The 12,448-nt window shown below is 44.0% G+C and carries 12 protein-coding genes and 1 pseudogene; 6 read left to right on the plus strand and 7 right to left on the minus strand.

The features are described from left to right. The first annotated feature begins 1 nt into the window (after position 1). Positions 2-733, plus strand: a complete 732-nt coding sequence (locus LEP1GSC047_RS20005) for a DUF4136 domain-containing protein (protein WP_010415562.1) — start codon at positions 2-4, stop codon at positions 731-733. Here the strand turns inward: LEP1GSC047_RS20005 and LEP1GSC047_RS20010 are convergent. Further along, positions 730-1,719, minus strand: coding sequence for an aldo/keto reductase (locus LEP1GSC047_RS20010; RefSeq protein ID WP_020989135.1), 990 nt, complete (start codon positions 1,717-1,719; stop codon positions 730-732). The two genes, LEP1GSC047_RS20005 and LEP1GSC047_RS20010, sit on opposite strands and share 4 nt — an antisense overlap. Positions 1,720-2,024: 305 nt before the next feature. Here LEP1GSC047_RS20010 and LEP1GSC047_RS20020 point away from each other — a divergent pair, with 305 nt between their 5' ends. Further along, on the plus strand, positions 2,025-2,888 hold the full coding sequence (locus LEP1GSC047_RS20020; RefSeq protein WP_010415558.1) for a prohibitin family protein: 864 nt from the start codon (positions 2,025-2,027) through the stop codon (positions 2,886-2,888). Positions 2,889-2,916: 28 nt separating this feature from the next. Continuing rightward, positions 2,917-5,187, plus strand: coding sequence for a caspase family protein (locus LEP1GSC047_RS20025; RefSeq protein ID WP_010415556.1), 2,271 nt, complete (start codon positions 2,917-2,919; stop codon positions 5,185-5,187). Between the two features lie 10 nt (positions 5,188-5,197). Here the strand turns inward: LEP1GSC047_RS20025 and LEP1GSC047_RS20030 are convergent. Continuing rightward, positions 5,198-5,575 (minus strand): annotated as a pseudogene (locus LEP1GSC047_RS20030) (gamma-glutamyltransferase); the annotation flags it as partial. A gap of 169 nt (positions 5,576-5,744) precedes the next feature. Between LEP1GSC047_RS20030 and LEP1GSC047_RS20035 the strand changes: the two are divergent. Further along, positions 5,745-7,265 (plus strand): hypothetical protein, encoded by a 1,521-nt coding sequence (locus LEP1GSC047_RS20035; RefSeq protein WP_010415552.1) that lies wholly within the window; start codon positions 5,745-5,747, stop codon positions 7,263-7,265. A 19-nt stretch (positions 7,266-7,284) separates the two neighbouring features. Here LEP1GSC047_RS20035 and LEP1GSC047_RS20040 read toward each other — a convergent pair whose 3' ends face one another. The 4 genes from LEP1GSC047_RS20040 to LEP1GSC047_RS20055 form a co-directional block, all read right to left on the minus strand. Further along, a complete protein-coding gene (locus LEP1GSC047_RS20040) occupies positions 7,285-8,403 on the minus strand; it encodes a hypothetical protein (protein WP_010415550.1) in 1,119 nt (372 codons plus the stop codon). A gap of 51 nt (positions 8,404-8,454) precedes the next feature. Continuing rightward, positions 8,455-8,742: an acylphosphatase gene (locus tag LEP1GSC047_RS20045; RefSeq protein ID WP_010415547.1), complete on the minus strand. Its 288-nt coding sequence runs from the start codon at positions 8,740-8,742 to the stop codon at positions 8,455-8,457. A 64-nt stretch (positions 8,743-8,806) separates the two neighbouring features. Beyond that, entirely contained in the window at positions 8,807-9,226 is a 420-nt protein-coding gene (locus tag LEP1GSC047_RS20050; protein ID WP_010415544.1) for a globin domain-containing protein, read from the minus strand. Next, positions 9,223-9,708, minus strand: a complete 486-nt coding sequence (locus LEP1GSC047_RS20055; protein ID WP_010415540.1) for an RNA pyrophosphohydrolase — start codon at positions 9,706-9,708, stop codon at positions 9,223-9,225. The genes LEP1GSC047_RS20050 and LEP1GSC047_RS20055 overlap by 4 nt, the downstream gene beginning before the upstream one ends. A gap of 264 nt (positions 9,709-9,972) precedes the next feature. On the opposite strand from LEP1GSC047_RS20055, the gene LEP1GSC047_RS20060 reads away from it, so the two are divergent. Then, positions 9,973-10,404, plus strand: coding sequence for an SET domain-containing protein-lysine N-methyltransferase (locus LEP1GSC047_RS20060; protein WP_010415537.1), 432 nt, complete (start codon positions 9,973-9,975; stop codon positions 10,402-10,404). Positions 10,405-10,456: 52 nt separating this feature from the next. Here the strand turns inward: LEP1GSC047_RS20060 and LEP1GSC047_RS20065 are convergent, their stop codons facing one another. Further along, positions 10,457-11,527, minus strand: coding sequence for an alpha/beta hydrolase family protein (locus tag LEP1GSC047_RS20065; protein WP_010415534.1), 1,071 nt, complete (start codon positions 11,525-11,527; stop codon positions 10,457-10,459). 311 nt (positions 11,528-11,838) lie between these two features. On the opposite strand from LEP1GSC047_RS20065, the gene LEP1GSC047_RS20070 reads away from it, so the two are divergent. Then, positions 11,839-12,438: a tyrosine-type recombinase/integrase gene (locus LEP1GSC047_RS20070; protein ID WP_010415530.1), complete on the plus strand. Its 600-nt coding sequence runs from the start codon at positions 11,839-11,841 to the stop codon at positions 12,436-12,438. The last annotated feature ends 10 nt before the right edge of the window (positions 12,439-12,448 follow it).

Consider the following 12,448-nt stretch of genomic DNA (forward strand, 5'->3'; position numbering starts at 1 on the left):
CATGAGGATTCGATTTCTCCTTCTGTTTATTTACTCGATTTCCTGTTCACCGTTAGTCGTGAAATCCGGGGTTGAGGTTAGTCAGTCGCGTCAGATTACCTTATACGCAAAAACTTTCGCATTTCTTCCTTTCGTCGGAGAGGCGAGTCGCATCCAGATCGCGGAACACGAAGACCTCATTAGATCGAAATTCATCGAGAAAGGCTTCCGAGAAGTCGAGATGAATCGAGCGGATCTTTTAATCGCTTACGATATCTTAACCTATCCTAGAGGGACCGTAATTCCGAATTCGATCCCGTTGGGGGCCAGCGGAGGTTGGCTAACCCGTAGAGGACTGCGTTATCATTCGGACGGAGACACGGTTAGGGGTTCATTCGGTATTCCTTTTTTGGGCGGTTTAGCGGGCGGTTACGGAAGTAACGGAATGTATTCCGGCTACGGAGGTTATTATTTCGGGGGCGGGTACGGCGCGTACCAACGGTCCTACACTCGAAGTTATTACGATACGAGCTATTACGACATTATCTTCAAAATGCTTATTTATGACGGACGAGTCTATAGAGGAAAGCCGTTTAGCGTATTATTGGAGGCTAATATAGAAGGCGAAGGGCGCTCGGGATACTTATTCGACGTAGTGCCCTATCTGATCGCAAGCTTCTTTAAATCGTTTCCTAACTTTAACGGGCAAAAAATGGAGACGATCTCCGAATACGAAGTGGGCTTCGACGATTAACCCATAGGATAAGGAATTTTTCTCGATACTTCATCAATTTTCTTTAATATATCTTCCGATAAAAGTAAATCGACGGCTTTTAAGTTTTCCTCCAATTGTTCGACCGTATTGGCTCCTATGATCGTGGAGGCGACGTAATCGTGTTGTTTGGACCAGGCCACCGAAAGTACCGCTACGCTGACCCCGGCTTCTTCGGCGATTTTACTCAACTCGGAAACGGAGGAGAGAGTTCCTTCGTTTAAGAATCGATTGGCCATTCGACGCTGCCTTTCGGTGGGAAGCTTCGCATAACGACTAAATCTTGCATTCTCGGGCGGAGAGGGTAGGTTATATTTTCCGGTTAATACTCCGCCCGCCAAAGGAGAATAAGGCAATAGGCTGATCGTTTCTCTACGGCAAATGTCGGATAATGCGTCTTCAAATCTTCGATTTAAAATGCTGAAATTATTTTGAATCGATTCGTATCTTGCAAAAGAATTCTTTTCGGAAACCGAGAGGCTCTTCATCGTTCCCCAAGCGGTTTCGTTGCTACTGCCGATATAACGAACTTTACCTTCGTCTATTAATTCGGTCAAAGCCGCTAAGGTTTCTTCGTATCCGAAATCGTGATCGGGCCAATGAGTTTGGTATAAATCGATATAATCGGTCCCTAATCTCCTGAGGCTGCCTTCGATTGCGATTTTAATATTTCGTTTATCCAAAGCCGTTTTGCCCGAACGAACCGGAGGTGAGAACCAGCTGTGCCCGGGGCCGCAGACCTTAGTCGCTATAAGAATCGATTCCCTTTTTTTCGTTTTTAGCCATTTCCCAAAAATTCGTTCCGTTTCATGTACGTATCGTTCCTCAGGCGGAACCGGATAGACTTCCGCAGTGTCATAAAAATCGATGTCCGCGTCAAAGGCTCTGTCTAAAATGCGATGCGCTTCCCGTTCTTCGCAACTTGATCCGAATGTCATGGTTCCCATGCAAATTTCGGAAACTACCATGCCGCTTTTACCGAGTCTTCTTTTTTTCAACGGGATCTCCTTCGATCGATTCCGTCGGAAACTACCGGGAATCTACGCAAGGATGAAGATACCTAGGAGCGGTATCCTTCGCAAGAATTTTTGGAATCATATAAAGTGTGAATTGTTACGGAAACGTTCCGATAGTTCGAAGGGGTCGAATTGGAAAATGAATTGTAACTAGCGAATAAACGAACTATAGTCAAGTTCGGTTAAAACGGAAAATTCGGCGAAGTTCCCGAAGGCCCGAGTCAGTGGACAGTTAATTTTATCGGAGAGTTATGAGAATGAAGAAAAGAATTTGGTGGGGCATGTTTTTGATTTTTTCGTTGCTGGGCTGTTACGCGACCGTTCCGCCGGGACATGTCGGACTAAGGTTCGATCCTTGGAACCGAACCTTAGAAAAAAAGTCCCTTCCACCGGGAAATTATCCGATCGGATTTTTCGAACAAGTAATACAGTATCCTGTCCAACTTCAATCTCACACCGAAAAAGTGGAAGTTATTACTAGGGACGATTTGAGAATCGAGGTTATCGCTACGATCATTATTAAGCCGATCGTGGAGGAGGTCTTCGATTTACAAACCAAAATCGGTCGCGATTTTTATAATATGGTCGTGCAACCCGAATTTCGTACATGCATTCGGAACGTGATGACGAGTTATCCGATGATACAAATTTCCAAAAAGACGCCCGACATCGAAAAGGAGATCAAAACCGAAGTCACTAGGCGTATTCAGGGTAAGCATGTAGAAGTCGACGATGTGGTATTGAGCGATATAAATTATAGTCAGAAAATTTTCCAGGCTATCGAAGAGAAGTTAACGAAAGAACAGCAGTTGGAAGCGATGAAGTTTCAGATCCGAATCACTCAAAAGGATAATGAAATGGAACGCATGAAAGCGAAACGAGAAGCGGAAATTCGCATTATCGAAGCCGAAGCGGAAGCTAAGTCCAGCGTGATCAAAGCTAGAGCAACTGCCGAAGCTCAAGAGATGATCAATAGCAAGTTGACGACGAAATATATCCAATATAAGGCGTTGGAAAATCCGAATAATAAAATCATTTATTATCCGCTTGGAAAGGATTCATTACCGGTAATCATAAATCCTCAGTTGGGCGGAAAATCGGAACCCGCGCGATCGGAATAATTTCGATGAGCCAGAGAGGGTTTTCGTTATGAAAAGATGGTATTCGATGGCTGTGATCGCCGCAGTTCTTTTAGCGGTAGAAGGATCGACTCCTCTCCGCCCGGAAATCGAATCCGATATCGTTGAGGAAACTTTTATTCCTAGAATCGCCCGTTCTTCCGGAGTATTAAGTATTTCGGTTTCCTCGGACGGTAATACGTTCGTTTCAGGATGCGAGGATAAAACCGCAAGAATCTGGAGTCTTAACAATCGGAAGTTCTTAACCCTATCCGAAAATACTAGTCCGGTGACATCCGTTTCCTTTTCGCCTCTTGGAGATAAAATTCTTACGAAAGGCGACGGAGATACGGCTACCCTATGGGATAGCGACGGCAGAAAGCTATTATCGACTCATAGCAGCGAGGGATGGATTCAAGCGGTTTTGTTTGCGCCCGACGGAAAAAGTTTTTTTACGGCGTCCGACGACGGAAAAATTTATCAATGGGATCTTGCAGGTAAATTAGTTTATCGTTATGTTTTTCACACCGACGCAATTACTTCGATCGACGCTTCGAAAGACGGAAAGTTTCTCGTAGCCGGTTCCGACGACGGAAAAATTTCGATCTGGCAGGTTAAAGGAAAGTTGTTAAAAGAAATGGAGGGACACGGAGCGTCAGTTTCGACGGTAGCGATTTCGCCCGATAATTCGGTCTTCGCATCCGGCGGTCTCGATAACAAAGCCATTCTTTGGAATTTTAAGGGGGAAAAGATTCGGGAATTTTTGGGACATTCTTCTTCGCTTTCAGGAATTACTTTTTCTCCCGGTGGAAAATTAATCGCAACCGCGAGTCAGGATAGGACTGCAAGAATCTGGAATTTATCCGGCGAAATCATAGCGGAATTGGAGGGTCATACCGAGGATTTGACCGATATAAAATTTTTGCATAAGGGAGAAATCTTAATCACCTCAAGCACGGACGGTTCTCACATATTTTGGAATTTAAAAGGAAAGCGTCTAGGTAACGTTATATTGACCGAACGTGGAAAGGTCGTATTTACCGAAGACGGGCGATTCGAGTACGACGATTCCCATTCCGCGGACTCCATCGAATTCGAGGATAAAATATCCGGCCAAGTAGTGAATATAGATCAGTTTTTCGACAGGTTATACACGCCCAATCTTTATTCTGAATTATTAAGCGAAGTCAACGGGGCCAAACCTCAAAAAAATATCGCCGAATTATATAAGGAATCGCCGGCACCGTCCATCTTGTTGACGATCGCGGCTACGCCTAGGCCTAAAGATCAAAAAATCGATTTGGAAATCAAATCCTGCGATACCGGGGGCGGCGTAAAGGAACTTCTTTTATATCATAACGGTTCGCTAATCGATTTGGAAAAAATTCGGGGAATTAAGATTCAAAACGAAGGAAAATGCATTCTCCAAAAAATTTCCGCCTCTCTCATTTCCGGTGCAAATACATTTCAAGCGGTTGCTAAGAGTCAACTCGGTATGGCCGCCTACTCTAAAAATTTAAATATCGATTCGAATCAAGTTTCGGGTCCCGTTCCGAAACCGGCCTTACACATAGTCGTTATAGGAATCGACCAATATAAGAATACCGATTTGAATCTAAAATATGCGGTCGCGGATGCAAAAGCGATTCGCGACTCGATTCGGGAAAAGGCCGGTGATCTTTTTTCCGCTACTCACGTGTATGAAGCATTCGATAAAGATGCGACTAAGAGCGGAATCGAGCGGGTATTTTCTTCCGTTGCCGAGAAGGCCCGGCCCGAGGACGTGGCGGTGATCTATATCGCAGGTCATGGACTTTCCGAGGAACGCACGTATTATTTTTTGCCCCAAGAAAATCCTGGGAATAACATCCAAGCGATTCAGTCGGGTCTTTCTCAACAGGAGTTAATCAAATTCATTTCCAGAATAGATGCCACTAAGAAATTCGTAATGATCGACACTTGCCAATCCGGCGGAGATTGGCTTGTCACGATGCGAGGCGGATCGGAAGATCAGGCGGCCTTAGGAATATTGGCCAAAACCGCGGGTGTCTGGGTAGTGGCGGCCTCGTTGAAGAAGCAATATGCATGGGAATCCATCATAACCGGTCACGGGTTGTTAACTACTAGCATATTGGAAGCTTTGGAGGGGAAAGCCGGTAAAACAAAGACCGTATCGGTAGGCGAATTAATACCTTACATTAACCGACGAGTCCCCGAGATCGCCAAAGAGTATTTTAAAAAAGAGCAATATCCTTATACCGCTCAACATGGACAAGACTTTCCCATAGCTAGGGTAAAGTAAAACGGCGATTTTATTCTCCTTCGGCCCAAGATTCTTTTCTAGGGTCCGCGCCTCCGAAGAGTTTGCTGGTCTTCGGATCGCGCAAGGAGACGCAAGGGGCTCCAAAATCGTATTCCCATTTTTCACGTCCATGTACTTCGTAAGCGATCGCTTTAAGAGTCTCAGCATTCTTATCGTAGATTTCTTTTTCCAACTCGATTCGGCCGGGATAGTAGGTGTGAGGAGAAAAGGAATCCGGCCAGTTTAAAGAACGAAAGCGAGGTGCGTTAACCGCTTCTTGAGGATTCATTCCGAAAACGACTATATTCAAAAAAGTTTGAATAATACCTTGCGTTTGCATATCGCCGCCGGGCGTACCTAGGCTCATGAAAAATTTACCGTCTTTAAATCTATGTCTCTTATGAGAAAGTAAGTAGTTTAAAATATTATAATCTAATCCTTTCGTATTAAGAAAAAGATTCGAATATTTAAAAAAAGAGATAAACGAATGAAATTTTGAGAGCAACTAAGGCAAAATTGGTGTTAAATGAAGGAAGGGAATCGGGGAACCTTCACTTATGAAAGTAGACACACTCGAGTCTTCTGCGAAGGAAAACGTCGAAAGAGTAAATCATCCGAGTTTACGAATGGAGCTAAAAATTCATTCGGGACCTCGCTCTTACTTTGACACGGAAACGGAAAGCCTACTGACGTTATCTATAATCAATTCCCGTCCGGAAGGATTGTCGGACGGGAAGCTTCCCACGTTGAACGCGGAGACCGATTGGGATCGTAAAACCTACTCGAGAGTGGAATCGCTTTTAAAGGAAGGTCTGGTCGTTCTGGTTCCGCGAATAAAATACCGTAAGGAAAAACGGGAAGGGGAAATAGTATTACATCTCGTTTCGGCCAAAGGAGACAACACTCGCGATCGAGAAGCCTTTAAGAATTTAGTCCTGGAAATACATCGCCGATCGGCTTGGGCCGTTAGAAATTACACGATAGAGAATCAAACAAATCGAAACCGCAAATTGGACATTCTTTTAGAGGAAATTCTTTCCGGAAAATGGAACGGGCCACGGCGTTCTTCCGACGAAGTTTTAAAAGGTTACTTGGAAAGAATCCGCATGCCTGAGCTTCTCCGAGACGATTCTATAGCGGAGGCGGAAGAACAGATCGATGCCTTTATGCGGGAAGAGGGTTTTGTAATTCCGACAAAAAATTTCGGCTATGTTTACGTTCCGGAGGCGGAAGCGGATTCTCTTTTTAAAAAAGCGAAGAATCTTTATCGATATCAGTTACTACCGAAATTAACCGACGCGGTCCCTAATCTTGAAAATGAAATTCGAACGTATCGGGAATCCTTCTTGGACGTTTCTTACGACGACTTAATAGAAACTCCGACATTCGCGAGAGATAGGATGTTTGTAGGCGAATGGAAAAAATTTTCGCAAAGAATCGTTTCTTCTTTTGAAGCGGATATCTTGGCGATCTTATCGTCGATCGGTACGAAGGCGATCTCTTCGGACGAGTATAAGAAGGAGTTGGAAAATCGCAAGATCGAACGAGGTTTACGCCAAGCTCTTCCCGGGGCGGATCCGCCTATGGCAAGATTCCTAAGGTTGGAAGGAGCAGATTTTTCCGGAACAAAGCTCCCTAGAAGTTTGGAGGAAGATCCCCAATTTCTTAGTATCGTATACTTTGGCACAAAGGGGCCTTGTTTATGCGTTTGTCCTAATTCGGAAGAGACGGTCTTGGCGATTTTCGGCGAATTAGAGGACAAATATTCCTTCGATTCTGAAACCGCATTATCGTTTCTATTAATGATTTATGCTAGGCGAAATCGCATGGGGGCCTGGTTCAATAAAGAGGTGTTTCGCGAGGCTTTTTGCGGAGCCGCTTTAGCTTGCTTAGGAAAAAAAGTTCCATGGCTGTACCGAATGGCTTTTTTTGTAGGTTTTAGGAGATCTCTTCTATCCGAAGTATTTCACCTTCTTTCGGTGCTCGACTATGATCAACTTGACAGAAAATTGGAAGGAGAAAGCCAATCTCGTAGAAAGTACGAGATGCTCAGACAGGAATTTTTGAAAGTAATTTGATCTGCGGGCGTCGGTCGTTTTACTCCAATAATTCGGCTTTCCCGTAAAGCGGTGTGATCACACGAATTTGATCTTTCTTATAGTCCAATGCGTACAAAGTAAAGCTAGTATACGGCTTATATTCGCCGTCCTTACTACCGTTCACAATATTAGGATCTCCTAAAAAATATGCGTAACCGTTCTTAACGACCGGGAAGGAACCTAAATAAGACGATTCGAATCTGCGTTTAGCGACCAAGTCGACGACAACTATATAACTGGATTTTCCTTCCGAACGTTCCGTAAAAGCAACCGTCCTGCCGTCGGTTCCGACGCTAAGACTAAATTGTTCCTTCGAATTCCCTTCCGTTTTGGGGGGATAAAAGGGCCTGTCCAGCTTAACTAGCTCGCCTTGCGAGGCCCCCAAAATATACAGTTTATTTTCCTTTTCGGTGGCCGCGCGAACGACCACAAGGTCGTCTAGTAAGGAATATACATCTAGAATTTGTAATTTTTCTTTTCCTGTTTCGATCCATGCTAAAGTAGCTATTATGCCGGTTTCGGTCGAAAATTTATGAATCGGCACTCGCGTCGAGTCTTCGCCGTGTTCCGAATATTTAACCTCGTTTCCCACCAAATACACGTAATTTTGATCGGCCGATATAAACGGTTGGAGTCCCGGCGCGACGCTCACTTCCTTTTCTTTCTCATAATCGAAGACGACCGTCTCCCATCGTTCGCTGGTTTTTCGTGAGAACAAAAGCCAAGGTTTTCCTCTAAAAAAACCGGAATTTCCCGGAAACGCATCCTTAGAACCCGGAACGGTTTTACCTTTCCCTGATGTTAGGTTTAGTAGAAAGAGTTCCTTACGAGTCTTAAATAATATATAATTCTGCTTACGAAATATCGGGAGCCCTTTCTCCAAGGCTCCCGTATAGATTAATTTGGTTTTTCCGTTTGTTGGGGATACGGAAACTAAACGTAGGATTCCTTTATCTTCTTGAACGACGTAAATAGGAGAGAGCGGTTCGAAGCCGGACTGAACTAGATTCACTCCGACTATGCCGGAATTTTGAAGGAATAGTAAGGAAAATAACAGAGCTTGGAAGAAAAGATTAACTTTACCTTTTCGGAGAAACGCCCGTTTCACCTTCTTCATATAAGCCATTTTCGTCTCAAAGAATCGATTCGTCAGTAATTTAATCCGCTGCTAACGCTTGATTTCAAATGTTCTAAAATTCCCTTTGGGTTCTTCCCATTGGATCGTCGTTTCGACGACTTTCGCTTTAGAAGGACCTCGTTGGACTGCCTTGTACAGATCTTCTATAAAGACTTTGTCCCCTTCGACGACTACTTCGACTTCGCCGGACGGAAGATTCATCGTGTAACCTGTGAGTCTGCATTCCTGCGCCCGTTGTAAAACGAAGTAACGAAATCCGACTCCTTGAACGGCTCCTCGTATTCTGATTTTCGCTCTGGTTTGGTTCTTACTTGCCATTCGCCCTCCTAAAAAAGAATATTCTAAGAATCAGCGTCGAATTTGAAACAAGAAATACTTCGTTTCAGGCCTTGTTTACCATCCATGCCGAGAAGCCTTGCAGAAATTCCCAAATGATATCCTTCGATTCTTGATCCACTTCCCAGTTCTGAATCGCTTCGCGATAACAGGAAAGCCAAGCTCTCCGAGATTTCTCATCTATTGGGAAAGGAAGATGTCTCGCTCTCATTCTAGGCGGTCCGTACCTTTCCACATAATAAGGAGGTCCACCCACTACTTGAATTAAAAAATCGGCGGACTTTTGTATGCTTGGTTCTAAATTTTCCGGAAACATCCAAGCTATGGGGCTGGAAGGAATTTTTCCGTAAAAATCGACGACTAGACTTCGTAATTTTTCCTCGCCTAATTTTAGAAAAAGGGTGCGAAGTCTTGGATCCGGAACGGGAGGACCGGACTCCGGTGTATAAATGGAATGTTCGCTCAAAGTTCGGGTCCTCTTGATAAGTAAGACCTAATCTTAGGTTCAAATTCCGTAACGAGTCTTTCGTAAACATCGCGTTTAAATGGAACTACGGTCGTGAGACAATCGCGGATAGGAATAAAACGGACTCTTTCGAATTCGCGTTCATGAACGTCCAATCGGCAATCTTCCGCGATCCCGTTCCAATAAAATAGGAACCACTTTTGCGTTTGTCCTCTGAATTTCTTTAGATGCTTATTCAGGGTGAGGTTTTCCGGGAAGTCGTACTGTATCCATTCGGGGAATTCATAAATTATGATGCCGTTCTGAATACCGACTTCCTCGTAAAGTTCGCGGCGTGCGGCATCTTCCGAACCTTCTCCATCGTCGATGCCTCCTTGCGGGAATTGCCAGGATCCTCGGAAGTTAGTTCGTTCCCCTACCAGTACGTCTCCATTTGAATTAAAGACGACCATTCCGACGTTCTTTCTATACGGTTTTTCCATTCTATAGGAAGAAAACATCCCGGATGTTTAAGAGACAAGCGGTTTCCCTTTAAATTGTTTTCCGTATCGAACGAATAAACCTATCGGTATCCGGGGTCGACCGATTCCCGATGCCTCACTCAAGTAATTCGAATCGAAGACGCGATTCTATCTCTTATAGCAAAAGATAGATACACCGATAAACGAATAGAGGATAGACAAAGTGAGGCCGTCCTATTCATTGGGACAAAAGCTATTATCTTTTAGGAGGATAGTATTTCGAAGATGCAAGTGCAACGTAAGCGTAGCCGTCGTCGAATATTTGTTGAAGCAGACTTCGAGATTCGGGAATCTCATATTCCCGGAATTGGAATGGGCCTTTTTCCCAAGGAAGACGTTCAAAAAGGCGATACGGTCGGCTACTATACCGGTAGAGTTTTGGATGATAAATCGGCAAACTCGTCCAAATACTGTGAATCGAAATACTTACTCTGGATCTGCAAGGATCATTGGATCTACGGGGAAGGAAAAAAATCCAACTACACCCGTTATATTAACCATAGTACGAAACCGAATATTAAATTAGTTGTATCTACTCGATGGAAGACGGCTCGCTTCGAGGCCCTTCGAAAAATTCGGGCTGGAGAAGAGCTTTTCTTCGATTACGGAGACGAGTACTGGATCAACGTCGATATTTCTCCGGTGGAACGAAACTAGCCAAATTCGGATTTTTCGTCTTCACGAACGGTATCGAATTTAGTCCGGTTCGTTATGCGGCGACCGTCTCTCGGTCCGCCTTTTTTTCAGGCGAAGTTCCGGATTGACCGATATGCTTGAAAAAGAACGCAAATCCATTAATTAAATCGAATATAGCCGGAATCGTCTTTAGGGAAATTCCGACGTCTCCATGAGAAATTAGCGGAGTTAAAACGAGCTTTACTTTTTTACTTGATAGGGCCTTCGCCATAATCACCGCTTCCGCTGGTGGGACCACTTTATCCTCGAGTCCATGTACGATCGAAATCGGACAGGATATGGACTCTAACTTATCTTTTACCTGTAAATCCTTTAAGAAAGACGCTTTTTTTCCGGCATTATCCAGGATCTTGCGCCAAATCTCCTGTCTGTAAGTCGGGTTGTCTCTTAATTCCTCGAAAATTTTTCGATTCATGGATTTTATCGATTGGAGTATTCCGGGTAATTCCGATATTTCCCGCCCGTAGCTTCCGTCTAGAACGCAGGCTTTAATCGCTTTCTCGACTTCCTTATTGTTGCCGATTCCATATTTTATAAAATTATAAAGTAATATCATCCGACCATACTCGTCCCCGTCCGGCGAGGTCATTAGATAGTCCAAAGTAGAGGAGACGTCGCAATAGGCGCCGATCGTTAAAATGGATTCGATTCGATCCGAAATTTCAGGATTGGAGGCGGCAATCAATCCCATGCTTCCGGAAAACGAGGGGGCAATATAAGAGAGTTTTCCTTTGGGACAATAAACCGAATGGGAAGACACGCTTACGATCATGTCCTGTATAGTTTGAATCGTCTCTTTTTCGATTCGAAACTCGGTCACTTCTTTCAGCAAAGGAGAAATCACCGTATAGCCGACTGCGCAGGCGGCTTGGCAAACCGCGGCAAATCTCGGATCTTTATTTCCTAAATAAGCGAGGCCGTTGACGGCTAAGATCGTTCCTTTCGAATCATTTTTAGGTGTGTAAAGGATTGCGGGAATCTCTTTGTCGGGTAATGAAAGTAGAATTTCTGTTTCTTGAACCCGCGGAGGTTCGGAGCTTTGGCAATGGAGAGCGAATAGAGCGGCTTCCAGGAAATTTTTCATAACTCGTATCGGACTAAGCTTTGGTTAAAAGACGATAACATTTTTATGACGTTTTTCGAATTTAGCCGAGGTTTCAGGTAAAAAACAGGATACTTAATTACAATATCGATTTCGAACGATACTGTTGAAATAAACTGCAAGTAAAATTCAAGGTTTGTCCCGGAATAGTAATTCTATTGGGAGGAGAATCGGTTAATCGGTAATGGCTTTTCCGCGTGACTTCGGCCATTTCCCTCAAATTTTACTTTTCTTGGCCTTTCTTTTTTAGATATTCCATCAAAAAGCAAAAAACGAATAGATAGGAAATGGAAATGGTTTTATTAAAATTTTCCCCTAAGCCGGATCGATCCGGGTCTGAGCACGAAAATGATCCGGGTTTTTTAACTATAGCCGAAATGCGACGCCTTTTTCAAGCAGCCAAAAGTAATGAAAATCATTACCTTTGGATTCAAATGATTTATTCTTTCGGATTATTTATTACTGAATTGGTTTCTCTCGAGGTTCGGGATTTAGATTGGACAAAAAATCAAATCATGATTCAGCATTCGAAAAAATTAAAGAGCAGAACCCTCACGATCCCCCTTTCTTTGCAAAGGGATTTATGGCTTGCGACCAGGGGAAAATCGGAAGATGCATTCTTATTTTCGGGTAGGGGTGGACAGGTTCACCCGCGAACCATTCAAAAAATGTTTTCAAAGTTAGAGAAGGCGTGCGGGCTTGCCGTGAGCGTAATTCGAATACGGAGATCGCTGGCGGTGCATTTGATCGAAGCAGGTTGGGGGATGGAAGAAGCTCGAGAGTATCTGGGTTTTACTTCGAAGAGATCGGTCCAAGAATTGCTGGGTCCTGCAAGAATTTCCCCGGTCAGAAAAATCTTTCCATTAGAGGAAATTCTGCGTGTCGCCGCGTAAGTCGGAATAA

Origin of the sequence: Leptospira inadai serovar Lyme str. 10 (genome assembly GCF_000243675.2) — a bacterium.
GTDB classification, from domain to species: Bacteria; Spirochaetota; Leptospiria; order Leptospirales; family Leptospiraceae; genus Leptospira_B; species Leptospira_B inadai.

Coding starts and splice junctions, on each gene's coding strand:
- LEP1GSC047_RS20005 (WP_010415562.1), top strand. CDS start 2: ATGAGGATTCGATTTCTCCTTCTGTTTATTTACTCGATTTCCTGTTCA.
- LEP1GSC047_RS20035 (WP_010415552.1), top strand. CDS start 5,745: ATGAAAGTAGACACACTCGAGTCTTCTGCGAAGGAAAACGTCGAAAGA.
- LEP1GSC047_RS20070 (WP_010415530.1), top strand. CDS start 11,839: ATGGTTTTATTAAAATTTTCCCCTAAGCCGGATCGATCCGGGTCTGAG.
- LEP1GSC047_RS20055 (WP_010415540.1), bottom strand. CDS start 9,708: ATGGAAAAACCGTATAGAAAGAACGTCGGAATGGTCGTCTTTAATTCA.
- LEP1GSC047_RS20010 (WP_020989135.1), bottom strand. CDS start 1,719: ATGGTAGTTTCCGAAATTTGCATGGGAACCATGACATTCGGATCAAGT.
- LEP1GSC047_RS20020 (WP_010415558.1), top strand. CDS start 2,025: ATGAAGAAAAGAATTTGGTGGGGCATGTTTTTGATTTTTTCGTTGCTG.
- LEP1GSC047_RS20065 (WP_010415534.1), bottom strand. CDS start 11,527: ATGAAAAATTTCCTGGAAGCCGCTCTATTCGCTCTCCATTGCCAAAGC.
- LEP1GSC047_RS20025 (WP_010415556.1), top strand. CDS start 2,917: ATGAAAAGATGGTATTCGATGGCTGTGATCGCCGCAGTTCTTTTAGCG.
- LEP1GSC047_RS20040 (WP_010415550.1), bottom strand. CDS start 8,403: ATGAAGAAGGTGAAACGGGCGTTTCTCCGAAAAGGTAAAGTTAATCTT.
- LEP1GSC047_RS20045 (WP_010415547.1), bottom strand. CDS start 8,742: ATGGCAAGTAAGAACCAAACCAGAGCGAAAATCAGAATACGAGGAGCC.
- LEP1GSC047_RS20060 (WP_010415537.1), top strand. CDS start 9,973: ATGCAAGTGCAACGTAAGCGTAGCCGTCGTCGAATATTTGTTGAAGCA.